The 20,371-nt window shown below is 66.9% G+C and carries 25 protein-coding genes and 1 tRNA gene; 19 read left to right on the plus strand and 7 right to left on the minus strand.

The features are described from left to right. Both AB0H84_RS34845 and AB0H84_RS34850 read left to right on the plus strand, forming a co-directional pair. On the plus strand, positions 1–219 hold a 219-nt coding region (locus AB0H84_RS34845), incomplete at its 5' end, for a hypothetical protein (protein WP_357613971.1). Between the two features lie 521 nt (positions 220–740). Then, positions 741–1,808, plus strand: a complete 1,068-nt coding sequence (locus AB0H84_RS34850; protein WP_357613974.1) for a hypothetical protein — start codon at positions 741–743, stop codon at positions 1,806–1,808. 64 nt (positions 1,809–1,872) lie between these two features. Here AB0H84_RS34850 and AB0H84_RS34855 read toward each other — a convergent pair whose 3' ends face one another. Next, complete coding sequence (locus AB0H84_RS34855; RefSeq protein WP_357613977.1) at positions 1,873–2,736, minus strand: ATP-binding protein; 864 nt, start codon at positions 2,734–2,736, stop codon at positions 1,873–1,875. A 229-nt stretch (positions 2,737–2,965) separates the two neighbouring features. Here AB0H84_RS34855 and AB0H84_RS34860 point away from each other — a divergent pair, with 229 nt between their 5' ends. Next, positions 2,966–3,529: an NUDIX hydrolase gene (locus AB0H84_RS34860; protein ID WP_357613980.1), complete on the plus strand. Its 564-nt coding sequence runs from the start codon at positions 2,966–2,968 to the stop codon at positions 3,527–3,529. Here the strand turns inward: AB0H84_RS34860 and AB0H84_RS34865 are convergent. Next, positions 3,507–4,730, minus strand: a complete 1,224-nt coding sequence (locus AB0H84_RS34865) for an XRE family transcriptional regulator (protein ID WP_357613983.1) — start codon at positions 4,728–4,730, stop codon at positions 3,507–3,509. The two genes, AB0H84_RS34860 and AB0H84_RS34865, sit on opposite strands and share 23 nt — an antisense overlap. 200 nt (positions 4,731–4,930) lie before the next feature. Between AB0H84_RS34865 and AB0H84_RS34870 the strand changes: the two genes are divergently transcribed. The 10 genes from AB0H84_RS34870 to AB0H84_RS34915 all read left to right on the plus strand — a co-directional run bounded on the left by AB0H84_RS34870 (position 4,931) and on the right by AB0H84_RS34915 (position 12,308). Further along, the gene (locus AB0H84_RS34870; RefSeq protein ID WP_357613985.1) at positions 4,931–5,269 is read left to right on the plus strand and encodes a hypothetical protein; all 339 of its coding nucleotides are present in this window, start codon (positions 4,931–4,933) and stop codon (positions 5,267–5,269) included. After that, positions 5,266–5,598: a hypothetical protein gene (locus tag AB0H84_RS34875; RefSeq protein ID WP_357613988.1), complete on the plus strand. Its 333-nt coding sequence runs from the start codon at positions 5,266–5,268 to the stop codon at positions 5,596–5,598. Before AB0H84_RS34870 ends, AB0H84_RS34875 begins: the two co-directional genes overlap by 4 nt. A gap of 287 nt (positions 5,599–5,885) precedes the next feature. Next, positions 5,886–6,602, plus strand: a complete 717-nt coding sequence (locus AB0H84_RS34880; protein ID WP_357613991.1) for a GntR family transcriptional regulator — start codon at positions 5,886–5,888, stop codon at positions 6,600–6,602. Between the two features lie 122 nt (positions 6,603–6,724). Next, positions 6,725–7,135 (plus strand): plasmid replication, integration and excision activator, encoded by a 411-nt coding sequence (locus tag AB0H84_RS34885; RefSeq protein ID WP_357613994.1) that lies wholly within the window; start codon positions 6,725–6,727, stop codon positions 7,133–7,135. After that, complete coding sequence (locus AB0H84_RS34890; protein ID WP_357613997.1) at positions 7,132–7,449, plus strand: hypothetical protein; 318 nt, start codon at positions 7,132–7,134, stop codon at positions 7,447–7,449. Before AB0H84_RS34885 ends, AB0H84_RS34890 begins: the two co-directional genes overlap by 4 nt. 87 nt (positions 7,450–7,536) lie before the next feature. Beyond that, positions 7,537–8,964 (plus strand): FtsK/SpoIIIE domain-containing protein, encoded by a 1,428-nt coding sequence (locus AB0H84_RS34895; protein ID WP_357614000.1) that lies wholly within the window; start codon positions 7,537–7,539, stop codon positions 8,962–8,964. Then, positions 8,964–9,164, plus strand: a complete 201-nt coding sequence (locus AB0H84_RS34900; RefSeq protein ID WP_357614003.1) for a hypothetical protein — start codon at positions 8,964–8,966, stop codon at positions 9,162–9,164. The genes AB0H84_RS34895 and AB0H84_RS34900 overlap by 1 nt, the downstream gene beginning before the upstream one ends. Continuing rightward, entirely contained in the window at positions 9,157–10,758 is a 1,602-nt protein-coding gene (locus AB0H84_RS34905; RefSeq protein ID WP_357614006.1) for a replication initiator, read from the plus strand. Before AB0H84_RS34900 ends, AB0H84_RS34905 begins: the two co-directional genes overlap by 8 nt. After that, entirely contained in the window at positions 10,759–10,962 is a 204-nt protein-coding gene (locus AB0H84_RS34910) for a helix-turn-helix domain-containing protein (protein ID WP_357614010.1), read from the plus strand. Further along, positions 10,962–12,308 (plus strand): site-specific integrase, encoded by a 1,347-nt coding sequence (locus AB0H84_RS34915; RefSeq protein ID WP_357614013.1) that lies wholly within the window; start codon positions 10,962–10,964, stop codon positions 12,306–12,308. The genes AB0H84_RS34910 and AB0H84_RS34915 overlap by 1 nt, the downstream gene beginning before the upstream one ends. A gap of 86 nt (positions 12,309–12,394) precedes the next feature. On the opposite strand, the gene AB0H84_RS34920 is transcribed toward AB0H84_RS34915, so the two are convergent. Together AB0H84_RS34920 and AB0H84_RS34925 are read right to left on the minus strand one after the other, a co-directional pair. Continuing rightward, a tRNA-Ser gene (locus AB0H84_RS34920) sits at positions 12,395–12,484 on the minus strand. Positions 12,485–12,668: 184 nt separating this feature from the next. Next, on the minus strand, positions 12,669–13,232 hold the full coding sequence (locus AB0H84_RS34925; protein WP_357614016.1) for a YceI family protein: 564 nt from the start codon (positions 13,230–13,232) through the stop codon (positions 12,669–12,671). Positions 13,233–13,338: 106 nt separating this feature from the next. On the opposite strand from AB0H84_RS34925, the gene AB0H84_RS34930 reads away from it, so the two are divergent. Beyond that, complete coding sequence (locus AB0H84_RS34930; protein ID WP_357614461.1) at positions 13,339–13,824, plus strand: MarR family transcriptional regulator; 486 nt, start codon at positions 13,339–13,341, stop codon at positions 13,822–13,824. 30 nt (positions 13,825–13,854) lie between these two features. Here AB0H84_RS34930 and AB0H84_RS34935 read toward each other — a convergent pair whose 3' ends face one another. Beyond that, positions 13,855–14,352 carry a SigE family RNA polymerase sigma factor gene (locus AB0H84_RS34935; protein ID WP_357614018.1) on the minus strand — a complete coding sequence of 166 codons (498 nt, stop codon included), beginning with the start codon at positions 14,350–14,352 and terminating at the stop codon, positions 13,855–13,857. Positions 14,353–14,569: 217 nt separating this feature from the next. On the opposite strand from AB0H84_RS34935, the gene AB0H84_RS34940 reads away from it, so the two are divergent. Together AB0H84_RS34940 and AB0H84_RS34945 are read left to right on the plus strand one after the other, a co-directional pair. Further along, entirely contained in the window at positions 14,570–15,514 is a 945-nt protein-coding gene (locus AB0H84_RS34940) for a hypothetical protein (protein WP_357614021.1), read from the plus strand. A gap of 7 nt (positions 15,515–15,521) precedes the next feature. Further along, entirely contained in the window at positions 15,522–16,313 is a 792-nt protein-coding gene (locus AB0H84_RS34945; protein ID WP_357614024.1) for a MauE/DoxX family redox-associated membrane protein, read from the plus strand. Positions 16,314–16,416: 103 nt separating this feature from the next. On the opposite strand, the gene AB0H84_RS34950 is transcribed toward AB0H84_RS34945, so the two are convergent. Then, positions 16,417–17,598: an ATP-binding protein gene (locus AB0H84_RS34950; RefSeq protein ID WP_357614026.1), complete on the minus strand. Its 1,182-nt coding sequence runs from the start codon at positions 17,596–17,598 to the stop codon at positions 16,417–16,419. 320 nt (positions 17,599–17,918) lie between these two features. On the opposite strand from AB0H84_RS34950, the gene AB0H84_RS34955 reads away from it, so the two are divergent. From AB0H84_RS34955 to AB0H84_RS34965, 3 genes are read left to right on the plus strand one after another with little or no spacing between them, the layout of a single operon-like run. Next, complete coding sequence (locus AB0H84_RS34955; protein ID WP_357614029.1) at positions 17,919–18,377, plus strand: MaoC family dehydratase; 459 nt, start codon at positions 17,919–17,921, stop codon at positions 18,375–18,377. 48 nt (positions 18,378–18,425) lie between these two features. Then, positions 18,426–18,893 carry a SigE family RNA polymerase sigma factor gene (locus AB0H84_RS34960; protein WP_357614032.1) on the plus strand — a complete coding sequence of 156 codons (468 nt, stop codon included), beginning with the start codon at positions 18,426–18,428 and terminating at the stop codon, positions 18,891–18,893. Further along, entirely contained in the window at positions 18,890–20,101 is a 1,212-nt protein-coding gene (locus AB0H84_RS34965) for a hypothetical protein (RefSeq protein ID WP_357614035.1), read from the plus strand. Before AB0H84_RS34960 ends, AB0H84_RS34965 begins: the two co-directional genes overlap by 4 nt. On the opposite strand, the gene AB0H84_RS34970 is transcribed toward AB0H84_RS34965, so the two are convergent. Further along, complete coding sequence (locus tag AB0H84_RS34970; RefSeq protein ID WP_357614038.1) at positions 20,091–20,369, minus strand: hypothetical protein; 279 nt, start codon at positions 20,367–20,369, stop codon at positions 20,091–20,093. The two genes, AB0H84_RS34965 and AB0H84_RS34970, sit on opposite strands and share 11 nt — an antisense overlap. Positions 20,370–20,371: the final 2 nt, after the last annotated feature.

The raw sequence follows: 20,371 nt of genomic DNA on the forward strand, positions 1-20,371 counted from the left end.
CTGTGGCGCACCACCGCCGCACGCCGCACCCTGGCCACGGCCGCGATCGCCGCCGCCGTCGAGTTCTACCAAATAGTCGGCATGACCCCGCCGGGCATCGGCGGTGTCCTGGTCGGCGCGTTCCCCGACCCATGGGACCTGGTCGCCTATGCCATCGGTGTGGTCGCGGCCCTGGCCTGGGAACGCCGATTGGTCCGATCCGATGATCAGACCGGCTGACTCTCGAACGCCACCCCACCGGCACGCTGACGGTACGGATGCCCCACAGCGGCGAGGTCATCGGGGTTCGTCCTGCGCGGCGGCCAGTCGTCGCAAAGCAGGACGGCCGTATCTTAGGACAAGCTGGCACGTCGCGTCGCGTTCTTCTTGATCGCGGTCAGTCATTGTCGTTCTTCCAGGAGCTCCGGTAGAAACGGCAAGATCAAGAGATTACGTGGCCATCGACCAGGATTTCCGATGTCCGCCTATCGGTACCCTTCTGGCCATCCGCCTGGATTCACCTGTCCGTCGACCTGGAGTTTTAGATGGCCGCTTACAGTGGAGCCAACCGTACGGCAGGGCACTGGTCTCGCCCGGCAGCCCATCTGGATTGACGCGACCGGACGGTCGCCTTGGATCCGATGAGGAGGCTACTTGCCTCCACTTGCTGCGCAGATAGTCGCCAGCCGAATCTCCGCATCTGTGAGAACCTAACAGATGTGACTCCCACGGTTCGATACGCCCCTCGCGACGACGCGTGGTTGTTCGGCGATAAATGGCGTTCATTCGACGGCGCCGGCTCCCTCGTTATTAAGCGCACTGATCTCTATGTAGCTACGGCTACTGACCTTGTTCGCGCTCTTCGGAAGGCGCGACAGAACGACGCCTGTCCGGATGATGTAACCATCGACCTCGCTCCCGACGATGAATACTCGCCGAAGGAATCCGTCGTTGAACCCATCTCTTTCACTCTCCTCGATAATGGTAGTCTCGCGATTCGCTGCACCTTTGATACCGACGTCTACGTGGACGATGATGAAGAAGCGCATGAAATAGTCGCGCCACTCATTGAACCGCTACTGCGACGCCTGAGGGCTAAATTGGTTGCCGTTCGAGCGGACGGCTATCGCTCTACCGCCCCTTACTATCACGATATTATTATTACAGCCGCCACACGTGATAAAACCTTGGATCAGCTTTACGAGATCGGGGTTAGCATTGATGCCCTACTGGCCGCAGCTTACGCCGGACGGGTAACTCGTGAAACCGTTGCAGATCTCGTTTTAGGAGGACGGCCTGACCTTCTTATTGGCCTTCCGGAAGGTCCATGGCTTGATGTTAAGGCTTGCCATTACGACCTGTCAGTAGATCGGGGCAAGATATCGCTAGCCGAAGCCGTGAGCCGGTTTGCTAACGCAGAGGACGGCGGCGTCGTAGTCGTTGGCATGGATACGAAGCGAATTCCTGGCGGCGAGGTAATTAAGTCTGTTAGGCCAGTTCCTGTTGACACGGCTACTATGCGCCGCTATCGACAGGCTATAGAGAGTCGAGTCTTCCCATTTCCTGCGGCGCTCAAAATTGACCCCATCGAAACTACTTCTGGCCATGGCCTGGTTGTTATTTCTGTTCCAGCACAAGAAGAGGAATTGAAGCCTTTCCTTGTTCATGGGGCCATCGTTGGTGGCCGCGTGGAGGGCGCATACATCAGCATTGTGAGGCGTAGTGGCGAAGACTCCATCCCGATCACGGCCCAGCAGATCCACAGCACTCTAGCCGCAGGTCGCGCCCTTTTGCGTAGAGGTCAGATTCCATCGATCGAGGGAGAGTAGGTTGGGCTGAATAGGGAGGCGTATTGAGTGGGTCTACTTGAAGCGCTATCGCGAATACTCGCGACTACCAGGTAACCGCCTGACTAGCTTGATGGGTTCCCCCTAATTCATCATCCCACGTAAAAGTGAGAACGTCCTGGCTAGTAGCCCCCCAGGTGCGGGTAACGGCGAAGCTGACCTCTGCGCCCGGTGGTAGAGAGATTATAGGAAGGTATGGCGGAGTCTCGGTCTCAATCGGTCCCCAGGGGGGATCGTCGGGACCGGGCGGCGCTTCATATAGAAGCGGGCACGCTAAAGCAGAAATTGTGATGTTGAAGGCGGTAGATCCACCCCTGTTTGTTAAATGGATACGTCCTTGTGTGCTGGCGTACTGCTGACTCGCAGATGCCACTAAGGATGCGGGTTCGCTCGCTGCAATTAACCCGAACTCGCGTGCAAAATTTGCTCCACCCGCACAGAAGGCGACACCTATTTCTCTTCGTGTCATGGGCTTGTTGTGCGTCCCGACTCGGTGAAGAACTCGCCCTCGCTTCGAGCTTAGGTGCGGAAGCCTGCTGCTCGGTGGTATAAGGATGACAAGATAACCAGTACCTGGGTCATTTTCCGTCGGGATCGGAATCGGGTCGATCCTTATGGATTCATCCACACCTTCGCGAGCGGCTTGGACGGCCTGTTGTTCAGCGGTTCGAAGTACGAGGGGGTGTAGGGATGATGCGCGATCGTGTCGATCCGTGCCCACTCCAATCACTAGCACCCCTCCACCGCTGTTTACCATTGCAACTAAGTCGTCAGCGAGATCTTCGGAGTTGCTAAGTTGACGCTTGAAGTCGAGGTGCCTCGTCTCTGGCGTGTGCTCGCTTACCAAGCGTTCAAGCCCTCGGAGAGATGTAAGGTCAGCTGGCACGCCGAAGCGATCGAGTAATTCCATGAACGTACGATAAGGCCTGATTGTGGCTTGCTGGTGTGGCGCGGCCCGAGTGGCGGGTGCGCGCGAGAACGGCCCCCGGGCCGCACGCGCAGCGCGCGGCCCGCAAGCTCGGGCCGCGTGGCGGCGCGCAGCGCCGCCCCTTGATCTTCATAGGGATTATTCGGCAACGATCTCCGCTGTCACCGGGAAGTGCCTGTACGGCGGGGATGTGGGCCGGTAGCTTCGCGGTGTGGCTGATGACGCTGAGCTGACGCGCTGGGTCGTACACGGGGAGCGGCTGATCTACGACAACCGGTGGATCCGGCTTGGCATGGCCGATGTCGAGATCCCCGGCGGGGAGCGGTTCGAGCATCATGTGGTGCACCTGGACCGGGCCGCTATCGCCGTCGTCGTGGACGAGCAGGATCGGGTGTTGCTGATGTGGCGGCATCGGTTCGTGTTCGATCGGTGGGGGTGGGAGCTGCCTGGCGGTCTGATCGAGGCTGGCGAGGACCCTATGGCCACGGCCATCCGCGAGGTGGAAGAGGAGACCGGATATCGGCCCAAGCAGGTTGAGCACCTGGTGAGCTATCAGCCGATGGCGGGCATGGTGGACTCCGAGCACATCCTGTTCCTGGCGCGCGGGGCCGAGCTGGTCGGCAAGCCGGAGGGCGAGGTGGAGGCCGACCGGATCGAGTGGATTCCGATGGCGGAGATCCCCGACATGATTGCCCGCGGTGACATCTGGACGTCAGGCACGTTGATCGGTCTGCTTCAGGCTCAGCAGCGGCTCAACGGCCAAGGGCGCGGTTGACCGCTCTCGACAGTTCCTCGATGCGGCGCCGTTGACGGCGTGAGCCGGTCATGGTGGCGAGCTGCTTGGCGCGGTGGATGTGGGGCTGGGCTGCGTCCGGTTCGCCGGCCGCGAGGAGGGCGTGGCCGAGGTCGCAGCGCACGCCCGCTTCGGCACGGTTGTAGGTGCCGTCCATTCCGGCAAGTGATGAGCGGAGGTCTTCGACGGTGCTGGGGTCGCCGAAGCGAAGGAGGCAGCTTCCGCGCCAGCGGGCGAAGTGGTGGACGTTGATGGACAGGTAGGGCATGTCCGGGTCAGCGTCCCCCTCCGGCAACACGGCGGCGGCCTGGTCGAGCGCTCGACGGCAGGCGGTCTCGTCGCCGAGTACGGCTGCGGCTTCTGCCTCGGCGGAGGCAAGCCATGTCCTGAGGCGGGCGGGGACGCGGTCGCGGTGGGTGGCGTGGATGTACTGGAGGAGTTCCGCGGCTTCGGCGGGACGGCCCAGGTCCATGAGGACGTACGCCTGTTCGCCGGAGACGTAGGCGAGGACGGAGGGGTCGTCGGCTTCGCGGGCGGCGGCCTTGGCGTGTTCGTAGTGGTTCCACGCGTCGTTGAGGGCGACGGTGTTGATGGCTTGCCATCCGGCGAGTGACGCTGTTTCGGCAAGTAGGTGGGCGAGCTGGGTGCGGATGCGTGGGCGTACGGCGTGGCGGTGGGCTCGTTCGATCTGGGCCATCTGGGCGCGCATCTTGTCGGCGATGGCGACGCTGCCGAGTCGGCGGTCCTGGAGACGAAGATTGTTGGTGTCCGTCCGCAGAATCATGACCATGGTGTCGTCGATGGCTACGGCGGCGTCCAGCCGGGCGGTGAGTTCGTCGGTCTGCTCCTGGTGCTCGTCGTCGACGTCGCCCGTGGGGGACGCGATGTCGAGCGGGGCGAGGCCGAGTAGCATGCGGGCGTGGTCGGGCAGGTCCAGGCCGGTGGCGATGCGCTCGAAAACCGCCAGTTCTTGAATGGGGCCGGCGGCGCCGTTGAGGATCTTGTTGACGCGTGGTTGCGAGAGGCCGGTTGCCGTGGCGATGCGATTCTGGCTGGCTCCGGCATATTTGACCGCGAGTCGGAATAGTCCGGCGACGTCACGTTTTTTCAGGATTTCCCGGCTTTCGTCGCGATCCCAGATGGCGTCCGGTATTTCGATCGGGTCGAAAGCGCTCGGGCGCATGCGAAACCTCCGGAAGTCGGCTCCGAGGTGGTGCATTGCTGTGCCGCGCACTCTATATGCCACCGCTGCATATCACCGTGGGATATGTATAAACGGTCTGGCCGTTCATGCTCTGGCGCATGACAACTCCAGTCAGGTGCACAGAGTGCGATGGACGGGGATGGAAGGTCGTCACTCGGCGCGGAAATGTGGCGGCGTCCATGCTGGGCGTGGCCTCCTCCGCTCAAGCTGAGTGCGATCACTGCGACGGCGCCGAGCACGCTTCTCCGGCCGGCGAGGTCTTCGAGTGGGAGGTGCGCGTCGGGGCCGGCGCCGCTGACGAGCTGGAGGCGTGCGGGTCGAGCCCGTTCCAGGCCACGGCGATGGACGAGCTGCGTAAGGCGATGCGGGGGATGCCGGCGGAGGCGCCGGTCCGTGGGCGGATCGCCCTCAGCGTCTACGGGCTCGGGGCGGTGGCGGACGAGGCGTCGCGTCGTGAGATCTTCCGGGCGTACCTTGACCCGGCCGGCTCGGTGCGGTTCGAGCGGGTGGCCGAATGAGTGCCCCAGCTCTGATCACGATCGATCCGCGCCATTCCGCCGAACTGCTCCGGCAGGCTCTGGAGCGGAACGCCGTCACGGCCGATATCCACCACGGATACGGTCTGGCGCTCGTGTCGGTCTGGGTCGGCCTGGTGGTGTGGTGCGACGGTCAGTATTTCTGGTGGCGAACTGGCTGGAATGCCGAACGTCGCCGCGTCATCTATGCCTGGCATCCCGCGATTGATCCGGTACGGGCCGCTCGCCGTATCTCTATGCACTATGCGGATCTCCGAAAGGCGCACCCGCTATCCCCGATGATCTCCAAACTAGTGGACGAGGCCGAATAATGATCCGGCTTCGGGTGGTCTGCGGCGTGGGGAACGCGCGGCGTCAATACCCACGAATCCAACACGCGGTTGTGCTCGGGACGTCAAAGGCGATGTGCGGCGAGGAGGTCAGGCTCGTGCTGATCTTCGACTGGCATATGCCGTTCGTGCCCACACTGTCGAGTTCCTGCCAGGAGTGCGCGCGCCTGCTGGCGCGCCGGATGGACTCATAATCCTGGCCTGACAAGTCTTGGCTCAGCCGGTACTGTGCTTATGCGGACAAGCGCAAGAGTGAACGGACGGCCAACATGAGCATGGACTTCGCCCCGCCGAAATATGCCCAGGTCATGAGGGCTATTCAGGAGCGTATCGAGTCGGGCGAGTACGCGCCTGGCGACATGCTGCCGTCCGAGACACAGCTCGTGCGTGAGCTGGGCGTGGGACGCACCACCGTGGTCCGCGCGCTTCAGACGTTGGCCATGCAGGGATGGATCGAGCGGGAGCACGGGCGCGGGTCGTTCGTGAAGGGCCGGCCGGACAGCGAGGCCGAGACGGTGCGTCCTGGCTTGACCGCGGCCGAGCAAGGCGAGACGGCCGACAGCCTCGTTGAGGTGGCACGCGTTGCGGCGCCTCGGCATGTCGCTAAGCTGCTCGAGGTCGCCGAGCGTACCCCGGTGATCATGCGTAAGAGGGTGGCGCGACATGCGGACGTCGTCTCGGCCGTGGAGACGGTGTGGATTCCACTGGAGATCGCCGTGGGCACCGACCTGGAGAAGGGCGAACCGCTGCGGGGCGGGATCCGGCGGCATCTCCAGGCGGTGAAGCATGTGCGGTTCGATCGCATCACGGAGCGGCTGTCGGCTCGTAAGCCGACCAAGGACGAGGCGGAGCTGTTGGGCACGTCCAACCCGGTGCTCGCTGTGACGGCGACCGTGCATGACCCTGCCGGTTCCGTGTTGCTGGCCATGGCTCTGGCGCTGCCGGGCAGCCTGCACGAGCTTGAGGATGTCTACAAGGTCAGGTAACTCTTACCGCGCTACTCTGGCTCAACCACTTGTGCGGACGAGTGGCCAGAGCCTACTCTCAACTCATGCGGACAAGTGGACGAGCGATTGAAGGGCTCGTCGCCGCAACTGAGAGGAACCACATGGCAATCCAGGGACCCATCCCGATCAGCTTCGACCAGGTCTTCCCATACGGCTGCTACCTCGTGGGACAGGTCGAACAGGTCAAGGACTTCGACGCCTCGACCAACGGCAGGACCGTCTACGCCAAGGACAAGACGACCGGTGAGCCGGTCTGGCAGGTCCCCGTCATGGACGCCGACCCCACTGTGAAGGCGTCCCAGAAGACGGTCGCGGTCAAGATCCTGTCCTCGACCGAACCGCCCCTCCCGCCGGCCGTGCCCGGCCTCCCGATCACGCCCGTCGAGTTCGTCGGGATGACCGTCACGCCGTACGTTGGCCAGAACGGACGCCTGGCCTACTCCCTGCGCGCCACGGGGATGCGCCCGCCGCGCGCCAAGCAGGCTCCGGCCGGCAAGGAGGCGGCGGCGTGAGGCTCGAACCGTACACCTACGTCACGCTGTCGATGCCGCGCGCCGACCAACGGTCGCACCTCACGGTCTCCTTCCACACCGACGAGGTGCACGTCCTCGCCCGCGTGATCGACGAGCGCCGCCCGTACCTGGCGTTCAGCACCCCGGAGGCGAACTTCTCCGTCTCCACCACGGGCGGCGGGCCGGTCACCGACGCGGACCTGGCCCTGGCACAGGACATCTTCAACGCTGCCGCTCGCTACCTGGCCGACTGCGAGCGCCTGTACACCGAGCAGCCGGCCACCGGCAAGTCCACCGACCAGACGGCGGCCTGACACGTAAGGCGGGGCCGCTGGAAGCGGCAACTTCCGGCGGCCCCTCGGTTCTCCCACGACTTCCACATCACGAGAGGTTCCAAGCTTATGTTCAAGCGGCTGCCTGGCGACGAGGCGCGCAACCTCGTCACCACCACGCCCGACACGGCCGTCGTCTTCCGCCCGACCGTCGTCACCACACCCGCCATCCTGACCCTGCTCATCTTCGCGTTGCGCGTCCTCGCCGGATGCGTCCGGCTCGTGTGGCGGCATCCCGTCGCCGTCCTCGTCACGCTCTCGCCCGGCGCGCTCACGCTGGCGTACGACTGGCAAACCACGCTCATGCTCCTCGCGCCCGTCCCGACCGGGCTCCTCGCGTGGGCCGTCACCGACCGGGCGAGCTTCACCCGCATGATCAGCCTGCGACTGCTCGCCTGGTGGCGACTGATCTGGATCTACCGGCGACACTGGCAAGCCGTCATGATCGTGTCCGGGCTCGGCCGGCACCTGTGGGGGCGCGACTACCTGCCACGCCTCGGCAAGGTCACCTGTACGGCGTGGGCCGACCTGGTGACCGTGCGCATGCTCAAGGGGCAGTCGGTCAAAGACTGGGCCGACCGCCTCGACCACCTCGCGCAGGGCTTCGGCGCGGCGTCCTCCCGAGTGGCCGTCACGCGGGGCGGTCGCCTTCAACTTACGTTCCCCCGCACCGATCCACTGGGCGTTCCCTTGGCGGCTCTGCCACTGCCAGACGCACCGACCGTGGGGCCGGTAGAGGTCGGCAAGCAGGAGGACGGGCAACCGTGGCTGCTCAAGGTGCACGGCACTCACGTCCTGGTCGCGGGCGCCACCGGGGCTGGCAAGGGCTCGATCATCTGGTCCACCATCCGCGCCCTCCTCCCGGCCGTGCAGGCGGGCCTGGTCGAGATCTGGGCGCTCGATCCCAAGCTGATGGAGCTCTCGTACGGGCGCGCCCTGTTCGGCGACCGGTACGCGGCCACGCCTGAGGACTGCGCCGACCTGCTCGACCAGGCCGTCAACGTGATGCAGACCCGGGCGGCCCGCTTCGCCGGCCTTCAGCGCTCCCACTCGCCGACCGTGGAAGACCCGTTCGTCCTGGTCGTCGTCGACGAGGTGGCGTTCCTGACCGCTTACCAGGCAGACCGGCAGCTCAAGCAGCGCATCTCCGCTGCCCTGGCCACGCTCACCACCCAAGGGCGGGCGGTCGGCATCGGCGTCATGGCAGCGCTCCAGGACCCGCGCAAGGAGGTCATGAACATCCGCAACCTGTTCCCCGACAAGATCGCGCTCCGGCTGGACGAGTCCGAACAGGTGGACATGGTCCTCGGCGACGGCGCCCGTGACCGGGGCGCTCTGGCCGACCACATCTCACCCGTCCCCGAGCGCGGTGCGGGCGTCGGCTATGTCCGGTTGGAGACCTCGCCGGACCCGATCCGGGTGCGCGCCGCTTACGTCTCCGACAGTGACATCCACGACATGGCCGACACCTTTGCCGCTGGAAAGGACGCTGCCTGATGAAGGTCTGCTTCCACGGAACGGCCGAGGAACTCGAGCTCGTCTCGGGTCGGCCGCTCATGGTCCTGCTCACCCGTCGCGGCCTTCCCCGGCTGCGCGTCTTCGCGCTGCTCCACCCCCGGACGCTCAAGCACCCGTACAACGGCCTGTTCCGGCTGTGCGCCGACCTGACGGAGGACGAGGGAGGTGTCCATGGCTGAGCTGCCTCGTGCTGTCCGGCAGGCGATGCCGCCGGCCCGTGAGGTGGCTCGGGAGGTCGCCAAGCAGTATGGCGTGTGCATCCGGCCTGTCCCGCTCAAGCGGCTCGACACCCACACCGGCCGCTGGGAGATCGTGGACGTCCCCTGCGGGGCCACCTTGGAGGCCAAGTGCCCGTCCTGCGCCAAGCGCAACCGGCAACTCCGGCGGGCACAGTGCCGGGAAGGCTGGCACCTCGACCACGAGCCGGCCATCACCCCGGACGAGCCAACCGACGATCAGCGGTGGCTGGTCGAGTTCCGCGCCGACCTCCAGGCCCGACGCGATGAGGCCGCATCGCTGGGTGAGGACACTTCGGACTGGGACGCCGCCATCGAGGGCGTTGACGCCGAGATCAACGAGGCGGGCATGCGCGGCAACGTGCTCGGCCGTACCGTCCCCAAGCGCACCCGTTCGACCAGGCGGCGCCAGGACGCGCCGAACCTGCCCAAGCGCCGGATGGCACCGACCACGCTCGGGCGGACGTTCACTACCTCGGATGGCAAGGTCTACCGGCCGTCGCTGTTTGTAACCCTGACCCTGCCGTCCTATGGCAAGGTGCGCGACGGCGTCCCGGTCGAGCCGGAGAGCTACGACTACGCGCGGGCCGCTCGCGACGCACTCCACTTCTCCAAGCTCGTGGATCGGTTCGTGCAGAACCTGCGCCGGGTGGCGGGCTATGACGTGCAGTACTTCGCCACCGTGGAGCCTCAGAAGCGGCTTGCTCCGCACCTCCACATGGCCATCCGCGGCACCCTCCCGAGGGCGGAGGTCAAGCAGATCGCCGCCGCCACCTACCACCAGGTGTGGTGGCCACCGGCCGACGAGGTGCGGTTCGACGGCGACCACCTGCCCGTCTGGCAGGACGGGGCCGGCTATATCGACCCCGCAACCGGAGAGGTCCTGCCCACCTGGGACCAAGCACTCGACCAGCTCGACGCCGACCAGAAGGTCGAACCCCTGCACGTGATCCGCTTCGGCGACCAGCTCGACGTCAAGGGCGTGCTCGCCGGTACCCCGGACGCCGACCAGTGCATCCGCTACCTGTCCAAGTACCTCACCAAGAGCCTCGGCGACAGCCTCGACACTGACAATCCCGCCCAACGTGAGCACGCCGCTCGGATGGTCGAGGCGCTGCGGTTCGAGCCCTGCTCTCCGAGGTGTCCGAACTGGCTGCGCTACGGCGTACAGCCCAAGGACGCCAAGCCAGGCATGGCTCCGGGCCAGTGCCGGGGCAAGGCACACAAGCCCGGCCACCTCGGCTACGCCGGCCGTCGCGTCCTGGTCTCCCGCAAGTGGTCCAACAAGACCCTCGCCGAACACCGCCAAGACCGCCGCACCTGGGTCCTGGAAGCCCTCGGCCAGGCAGACGAGCCGATCGACCCGCACCGCTACGTCTGGAAACCCGTCCCGGCCGGCGACGCCAACGTGTCGCCACTGGCCATACGCCTCCTCCGGTCAGTCGCCGAACGCCAACGCTGGCGAACCCACATGGCCCAACTCCAAGCCCAAGCAGACGGCCAAGATCCTTCAGCAATGCGAGAGGAGGCAGCGTAGATGGAGCCTCTGTTTTACCGACCGAAGGACGCGGCCATGATGCTCGGGATGAGCCGGACGGCTGTCTTTCGGCTGATCAAGAGCGGTGAGCTCAAGTCCATCAAGGACGACGGCTACCGCCTGGTTCCACGTTGGGCGCTGATCGAGTTCGCTCGTGCGCTGGAACTTAAAGCGGGTCTCGTACGAGAGGAGGATGCGGCGTGATGGCGAAGAAACCGAACGGACGCTCCTCCATCTACCTCGGCAAGGACGGCTACTGGCACGGCTGGGTAACCATCGGCATCAAGCCTGACGGCTCGCCTGATCGCCGCCACCGGATGGCGAAGACGGAGGCAGAGGTAACCCGCAAGGTCGCGGAGTTGGAGGGCAACCGGGAGACCGGACAGGTCACGAAGCCAGGCCGTGCGCCCACGGTGGCCGAGTGGATGGCGGAGTACCTCGACGTGATCTGCGAGCGCCTCGTCGCCTCGGGGAAGATGGCTCCGCGCACGCTGGCCGACTACCGCTCCAAGGCCCGTCACTGGATCATCCCGCTCCTGGGCCGCCACCGTCTGAACCGGCTCGCCCCCGAGCACCTCGACACCGCGTACACGACGATGCTGGACAAGGGTCTGTCCACGAGCACGGTCCTTAAGGTGCACCGCATCATCTCGCGCGCCCTCAAGGTCGCCGTCCGGCGCGACAAGGTCACGCGAAACGTGGCCACTCTCGTGGAGGCGCCCACAGCCGCGGAGACCGAGATCGAGCCACTGACGCGCGAGGAGGCTCGCCGCATCCTCGACGTAGCCAGGACCAAGAGGAACGGAGCCCGCTGGTCCGTGGCCCTGGCGCTCGGCATCCGCCAGGGCGAGGCCCTCGGGCTCCGCTGGTCGTACATCGACATGGACACCGGCGAGATCCGCGCCTGGTTCCAGGTGCAGCGCCAGGAGTGGCGGCACGGCTGCGACGACCCGCACGCCTGCGGCGACAAGTGGCACCGCCGGCCGTGCCACAAGAAGTGCAAGCTCCACGACCACCGGCCGACCTGCAAGCCAGGCTGCGCAAAACCGGGCCACGTCTGCTACAAGCGGCCCTGCCTCAAGGACTGCACGGGCCATGCGGAGAAGTGCCCCAAGCGGACGGGCGGCGGCCTGATCTTCCGCCAGCGCAAGGGCAAGAGCAAACTCACTCTCCAATGCCCTCCCGAACTACTCGCCCAGCTCAAGGCGCACCGCGAGATCCAGGATGCCGAGCGTGAGAAGGCGGGGGACCGCTGGGAGGACCATGACCTGGTGTTCGCCACCAAGCACGGCACACCGATCGAGCGGACCGAGGACTGGAAGCGCTGGAAGGCCATCCTCAAGCAGGCCGGCGTCCGTGACGTACGGGTGCACGACGCCCGGCACACCGCTGCCACGCTCCTCATCGAGCAGGGCGTGAACATCCGAGTCGTGCAGCAGGTTCTCGGCCACACGCGGGTCACGACCACAGAGCGGTACACCCACGTATCCACACCCCTGATGCGCGACGCGGGGGAGCGCCTCGCCTCCGCTCTCTGGGGTTCTCCGTAAGCAGTTGCAACTAGCGCTGCAACTACGGCCCCTCTGAAGATCGAAAGAGGCCCTCCCCCGAAGAACGGGGAAGGGCCTCTCACCTGCGGAGGATCGGGGATTTGAACCCCGGATGGGCGGTAAACCCAAACCGCATTAGCAGTGCGGCGCCATAGACCTGACTAGGCGAATCCTCCTGGAAGCCATCGCGGCACAGCACAGCGTACCGGCCTTCGGGCGAGGCGGCAAAGCGATTGCTCCCCGTCCTTCACCAAGACTTATCAACAGCCTGTGGGTAACTGCCTGTGGATGAAGCCCGCCCAGAGCGTGGACGGGCTTCAAGGCTGTGGATAACGTACATCCAAACAGGCGACGCCACCGCTACGCGGCCGGGTTCGCCTCGCCCTCGATCTCGATCTTGACCTTCTTGCCCACCAGGACGCCACCGGTCTCCAGGGCCTGGTTCCAGGTCAGGCCGAAGTCCTCGCGGTCGAACTCCGTGCTGATCGAGAAGCCCCATACGGCGGCGCCCCACGGGTTGGTGCCGGCGCCTCCGTACTCGACCGTGAGCTCGACCTCCTTGGTCACGTCGCGGATGGTCAGGTCGCCGACGACGGTGAACTCGTCGCCGGAGTGGCTGACCACGCGGCCGTTCCTGAAGGTGATCTGCGGGAACTTCTCGGCGGCCAGGAAGTCGTCGCTGCGCAGGTGGCCGTCGCGGTCGGGCATGCCCGTGTCGATGCTGGAGGCGTCGATGGTGAGCTCGGCGGTGGACTCGAGCGGGTTCTCGGCGATCGTGACCGAGCCGTTGAAGGTGCCGAAGTGGCCGCGGACCTTGCTGACCATCATGTGCTTGACCATGAAACCGATGCGGGTGTGGGCAACGTCCAGGTTGTAGGTCCCGGCGGCGGGGACGGTCAGGGACTCCCAGGTGCGGGTGGTCATGGGGTTCTCCTCAGAGGGGTAGTTGCTGTGCGGATGTCTGCGGCAACAAATTTCTACACGAGGAATATTCCTCGCGTCAACTATCGTCCGATACTCTATGGACGTGATGGATTTTGACGACCCGCGCTTGACGGCGATTGGACTTCTGGCGGAGGCGCACACCGGGCTGATGGCCAGGCTCCAGCCGGCGCTCAGCGCCGCGAGGTTGTCGGAGGTCGATTTCGAGACCGTCATCAGGCTGGCCCGCTCGCCGGGGCAGCGGCTGCGGATGAGCGATCTGGCCGCGCAGACCGAGCTGTCGACCAGCGGGGTGACCAGGGTCGTCGACCGGCTCGAACGAGAGGGGCTGGTGGCCAGGGCGGCGTGCTCCAGCGACCGGCGGGCCTCCTACGCCGTGCTCACCGACGCCGGGCGGAAGCGGCTGGAGTCGGTGCTGCCGCAGCACCTGAAGGACATCGAAGAGTGGTTCACCGGGCTGCTGGGCGAGGGCGAGCTTGTCGCGTTCCTGGCCACGCTGAGGAAGATCAGGGACGTCGTACGGCCATGCGCCACGGCCGGCGCGCACGACACGTACGAGACAGAAGACGCATGACACGTACGAGACCGAAGACGCATGACACGCTCAGGAGGTACGGCGCCCCAGCGCGTTCCTGAGCTTGGCCATGGCCCGTGACACCGTGCTCTTGACCGTGCCCACGCTGATCCCCAGCGTCCTGGCGATCTCCGGCTCCGTCATGTCCTCGTAGTATCGCAGCACGATCGCCGCCCTCATCCGCTCCGGCAGCTCGTCCAGGGCCTGCTCCAGCTGCTCGTGCACATCCCCGTGCGGCTCCTCCGAAGAGGTGCACGTCTCGGGCAGTTCGTCCGACGGGTACTCCTCCAGCTTGCGCCGCCGCCACTGTGAGATGTTGATGTTCACCATGGCCCGCCGCACATAGCCGTCGAGCGCCCCCCGGTCCTCGATCCGGTTCCAGGCCAGGTACGTCTTGGTCAGCGCGTTCTGCAGCAGATCCTCCGCGTCCAGCGGGTGCCCGGTGAGCTGATGGGCGGCGCGCAGCAAGGCGGGACCGCGCGCCCTCACGTACTCGCGGAACTCGTCTTCCCACCCGGTGGTCTGCATCGTCGCCAGAATCGCAGCCTGATGCCCTATTGAGCCTGAACCAGAATTCAGGTTTCGGTCCGCCAACGATAAAGGTCGGTCAAGGTCGGTGGCGGTTTGTTCGTCGCCGGATGTCAACTCACTTCCCCGGGGATGCGTATTTTGCTCCCGTCTGCGCCGGTACGGTGTGAGCTACCCCCAAGTCGTGTGAATCTAGTACCCGACGAGGGAGGGGCCGATGGGGTATCCGAGCGTTGATCGCCGCAGAGTGCTCGCCGCGGCCGCGCTCGGCCGCGAGTCCGGGACACCGGGCCCCGACCCGGACGACGGAGAGCCCATCCGGGCCGTCGCCGGCGAGATCATGGACGTCAGCCCGCACCTGATCATCATCGAGACGCCCGCGGGCGCCGAGGAGCGGCTCGTGATCGCCCCCTGGGCCACCGCCTGGCACGGCCAGGACGTCGCGCCCGCCGATCTCACCGCGGGCTCCATGGTCACGATGCGGACCCGCGCCGGGCGGGTCGTCGAGCGGATCTGGGCCGACACCACCCGCATCACCGGGACGATCCAGTCGATCAGCGGGCGCAGGGACCTCACGGTCGAGCTCGACTGCGGGCCCCACCGCGGCCACCGCACGATCACCATCCCCTACCGCGCGTCGGGACGGCTGCAGGTGCGGCACCCCATGTTCGAGCCCGGGTACCTGTTCGACGCGATCGGCCTCAGGCAGCACGGGGCGAGCCTGGCCCTGCTGCCGGCAACCTCACAGCCTCCCTACCCGGCCCGCGCCGTGCCCGCCCCGCCGCCCGCGTACGCCGGGCTGCAGTCCCGCATCTCGGGCCCAGCCACCTGGTCGGACACGTTCGACCAGGAAGAGCGTGGCGCCGCGTACCCGATGCTGGAGCGGCAGGACACCGGCTGCCCGGACGCCGGGGTGTCGTGCACCGGCCTGCCATACCTGGCGGTGGGGTCGTTGCTGCAGGTCAGGAACTTGTGCTCACAGCGGAACGCCAACGTGCCCGTGGTGGCGTGCGGGTGCGTGGCCGGGCGTTTCTGCGACCGCTGCGTCGAATGTGACACCTCGCCGCGCGGGAGGATCGTGGAGCTTTCGCCGTTCTCCTACGTGGAGCTCGGCGGCGACCTGGTCAAAGGGTGCTTCAACGCTCAGATCGGATTGGGGTGACGCGGGCGTGCTCGGATCGCAACTGCCGCTTCTGATCGTGCTGCTTCTCGCGGGCACGGTGGCCAAGGTGAGCACCGTACGCTCCGGAGGCGAGCCCGGCGGGCTGTCCAGGCTGGGGCCCGCGGCCCTCGTGCCGGGCCGCATGCAGACCCTCGCGCTGCTGATCTGCGCGGGCGGCGAGGTGGCGCTGGCCGCGGGGCTGCTGGTCACCACGCATCCGATCTTCCGGTGGGGTACGGTCGCCTTCTTCGCCCTGTCCACGTACGTGCTGCTAGAGCTGCGCAGGCGACGGCCGGACGCGGGCTGTGGCTGCTTCGGAGAGGTGAGCGCCGCGCCCGTCGGATTGCGCTCGATCGGCAGGACACTCGTGCTGACCGGAATGGCGGGATTGTCGGCCTGGGCGCCGGTGCCGGGATGGCAGGCCGTGACCCACCCGTCCTGGCTGACGGCCGCCGGGGTCGTCGTGCTCGCGCTCCTCTCTCCCGAGATCGAGGAGCTGATCGACCGCGTACGGTTCCGCGCCCCCTGCGAGCAGCGCCGCGGCCCCGCCGAGTCGGTCACCCTCGCGCGCCTCAAGTCGAGCGGCACGTGGCGGGCTCACGAGGGCGAGCTGACCTCGGCCGTGCCGTACGACACCTGGCGCGAGCTCTGCTGGCGCTTCTTCGCCTTCCGGAACCACGCCCAGGACGACGTGGTCTTCGCCGTCTACCTCAGCGGCCGGCGCCCGGCAGTGCGGATGGCCGTGGTCAGCGGGGAGGGCAGCGGATCTCTGCCGGAATATACGCCGATATCGGCCTGACGCTATAGAGCGTTAGATTCCGCTCGACAGGTATGACGATATTGCTCTATTGGGCTGTCTAGCTTCCCCACTAGACAGCCCAATAGAGGTCTAGGGGCGCCGCTCAGACCGGCTGAGCGCGCAGGAACTTCCCGAAGTGCGGCACCGTGAACGCGATCAGGCCGCGCTCGGCGCTGTAGATGAGCCCTTTCTTGATGAGGCTGTCACGGGCGGGCGAGAGGCTGGACGGCTTTCGCCCGAGGGCGTCGGCCACCTCCGCGGTGGCGACCGGCTCGTCGCCGATCTGGGCCATGGCGTGCATGTAGTCGCGCTCGGCCGGGGTGGCCCGCTCGTAGCGGCTGCCGAAGAACCCGACCGCGAGCTCTTCCTCGGCCTCCGGCGCGGAGACCTTGACGTCGTCGAGGGTGATGGGGCTGCGCGGGGCGAGGTCCCAGGCGACCTTGCCGTACGCCTGCACGAAGTAGGGATAGCCGTCGGCCGCCTCGTAGAGGGCGTCGAGGGCCTCCTGGGTGAACTCCACCTCTTCCTCGCGCGCCGGCAGGATCAGCGCGAGATCGGCCGCCTCCCGGTCGAGCTTGTCGATGCGCGCGTAGCGGAAGAGCCGTTCGGAATAGCTCTTGCTGGCCGACAGCACGCTCGGCAGGTGCGGCAGCCCGGCGCCCACGACGATCAGCGGCCCGCCCGACTGCGACAGCTCGTGGCAGGCGGCGCAGAGCGCGGAGACGTCGGCGGGCTGCACGTCCTGCATCTCGTCGATGAACAGCGCGATGCCCACCGCCAGGTCGGTGGCCACGCCCGCCGCGTCGACGAAAAGCTCGGTGAGGTCGATCTCCAGGTCGCCGGAGTCGGCGCGCCCGCGGCTGGCGGGCACCTCGATGCCGGGCGACCAGTGCGAGGTGCCCTTGGCCGCCGCCGGGTCGCGCATGGCGAACGCCTTCAGCACCCCCAGGAACTCCTCGATGCGCTCGGGAGCGCGGTGGCGTGGGGCCAGCTCGCGGATGGCCATGTGCAGCGCGGCCGCCACGGGACGCCTGATCGACTGGTCGGGCCGGGCCTCGATCTTGCCCGTGCCCCACAGCCGCTGCATGGCCATGGACTTGAACGTGTTGAGCAGGACGGTCTTGCCGACGCCCCGCAGGCCGGTGACGACCATGCTGCGCTCGGGACGGCCACGGGCCACCCGCTCCAGCACGACCTCGAACTGCTGCAGCTCACGGTCGCGCCCGGCGAGCTCCGGCGGACGTTGCCCGGCGCCGGGGGCGTAGGGGTTTCGCACAGGGTCCACGCTCTCGGACTTTATTGCCGGATATAGCGGCCGTCTTAGATTTGGGAAGAAAGTGCTACGGCGTGTCCGAGCACGGGCGGGCGCGAGCACCGTCATCGGACACACCCCCTCTCACCAGGCCGAACCCTTGTTCGATTGCGGTACCTAGAACTGTAGCGCGGACTCGAACACCTATGCGATGGTTTCGAGTAAAGATCTTCGCAACGGGCGAGCACCGCCGCGTGGCTCGGCGTTGCGGAGTCCGGAAACCGCGGCCACGCGCGCGGCGCGCGGGTCCCGAACTTGGCAGCCGTCCCGCCCGCGCAATAGCGTTCGGAACCATGCGGACCTTCGCGAATGTTCAGGAGCTCAAGGCGGCCGTCGGCGAGAAGTTCGGCCCGACCGAGTGGCGCACCGTCACCCAGGAACAGGTCAACCTCTTCGCCGACGCCACGGACGACCACCAGTGGATCCACGTCGACGTGGAGCGGGCCAAGGAGGGGCCGTTCGGGGGCACGATCGCCCACGGCTATCTGAGCCTGTCGCTGCTGCCGTCGTTCATGTTCGAGATGGTCAAGGTCGAGGGCATCGCGATGGGGGTCAACTACGGCCTCAACAAGGTCCGCTTCCCCAGGCCGATCCCCGTCGGCGCCCGGATCAGGGCCGTGGGCGAGCTGCTCGACGTCAAGGGCACGCCGGCCGGCTACCTGTCCAGCCTGAAGATGTCGATCGAGGTGGAGGGCGAGAAGCGGCCGGCCTGCATCGCCGAGACGCTCAGCCTGTACGTCCCCGCCGAATAACCAGGTTTCACGTGCAACAGTAACGCGCCCTCGCCGATCCCTGGGTTCGTGGAAGACTTCGACGAGTTCGTCCGAGCCCGGGGCGACGCGCTCCTCCGGTACGGCTACGTGCTGTCCGGTGATTCCGAGGACGCGGCCGATCTCGTGCAGGAGGCGCTGGCCCGCCTCGGCGACGCCTGGTCCCGCGTGCGCAACAAGGACGACCCCGAGGGGTACGTGCGCACGACCATGGTCAGGCTGCACATCAAGTCGTGGCGCAGACGGCGCAGGGAGAACCTGGTCGCCGACGTCCCGGAGCACGGCGAGCCCGACCGGTACGGCGACGCCGACCTGTGGTCCGAACTCCAGGAGTTGCCCCGCAAGCAGCGGGCCGTGCTCGTGCTGCGTTACTACGAGGACCTGTCGGACCAGGAGATCGCCGACGTCCTCGGCATCTCCCGTGGAACCGTACGCAGCCAGGCGGCCCGTGCCCTGGACAAGCTCCGCATCAAGCGAGTGCTGCAGGAGGCACGATGAGAGGCGAACAGGACCTGATCCGGACCCTGCGGACGGCCGCGGACCGGGTGGAGCGGCTCGATCTCGTGGCGGGGGTGGCGGCGCGGCGGCGCGTACGCCGTACCAGGCAGCGGGTGCGGGTGCTGCTCGCGGCGGCCGCGGTGGTGGCGGTGGCGGGCGGGACGACGGCGGCGCTGTCCGGCGAGGACCAGCGGGCACAGCCGGCCGTGTCGCCTTCGGCGCCGCGGTACAGGTCCGCCGCCGAGCTGTGGCCGAACGCCGTCGCCAAGGTGCCGGCCAGCACCGCCGAGGGCGAGCTGGTACGCCCGGTGACCGCGCTTAGCGCCACCGAGGTGCTGATGTTCGCGAACGCCCCGCACGTCGGTCAGCCTTCTCGGCTGGAGGTCTATGACATGGCGCGCAAAACGAGTCGCGTGCTCGGCACGATTCCCGAGATCAAGCAGATGACCGGCCCGACGGGCCTGGCGGTGGGCTCTCGGTACTTCGCCTGGTACGGCCCCAGGTTCGGCAAGCCCACGCACTTCTGGATCATGCCGCGCTCGGGCGGCACGGCCGTGCATGTCGCGCAGACCACCGCGAGCGTGGACAGCGTCGGCCTCACGGACGACTCCCTCGTCTGGTCGCTCAAGGACGGCAGCGGCGTCTACCGGGTTCCGCTGGCCGGCGAAGCTCCGTCGCGGCTGACCGGCAGCGACGGGCTCCACCTGGTCGCCTGGCCCTGGGCGGCCGGCTACGACAGTAAGGCGTCGAACCGCAACCAGAACCGGGTGGTCAATCTGGAGACCGGCCAGTCCTTCGACGTGCGGCTGCCGGAGAAGGCCCGGCGCACGCAGTGCACGTCCCAGTGGTGCGCCGGCGAGCTGAAGGGCCGGATGTTCGTGCAGCGCGTGGACGGGGCCGGGCGGAAGATCCTGCCGGCCGAGCTGCTGCCGTACCAACTGCGCTTGCTGGCGGGAGACCGGTATGCGGTCGCCCTCGTGGGCGCGGGCGGAGATCAGCGCGGGGCTCCGCTCGGCGCGCTGTACGACCTGTCCACCGGGCAAATGGCGGGGCTCGGCGAGCGGATTCCCGGCACGTCGGGCCGGACCGTGACGGACGGCCTCCTGTCCTCCACCCCCTCCACGACCCTCTTCTGGCCCTCGGACGCGCAACGGCGCGAGAACGCCAAGGAGTGGACCGTCCTGAACCTCCTGGCCGTCAGACGATGATCGCCACGACCGCCACGACGGCGAGGAGCCCGAGGTAGGCCAGGACGAGCCGGGTGTCCCTGAGCAGGCACTTGCTCCGGGTCAGCCCGGCTCGCCGCGCCTTCCAGTAACCGGCGAACCCCAGGGCCGCGAACCCCAGCACCGCCCACGGCCCGAGCAGCCAGGCCAGCAGCGCGACGGTCGCGTACACGCACAGCCGGAGCGGGTCGTACGGCTGCCCCTTCGCCTGGCCATCGCCGGTGGCCGGAGCGGATCGTGGCGCCGTCACGA

The sequence above is a fragment of the Nonomuraea sp. NPDC050786 genome, assembly GCF_040654115.1.
GTDB lineage: Bacteria > Actinomycetota > Actinomycetes > Streptosporangiales > Streptosporangiaceae > Nonomuraea.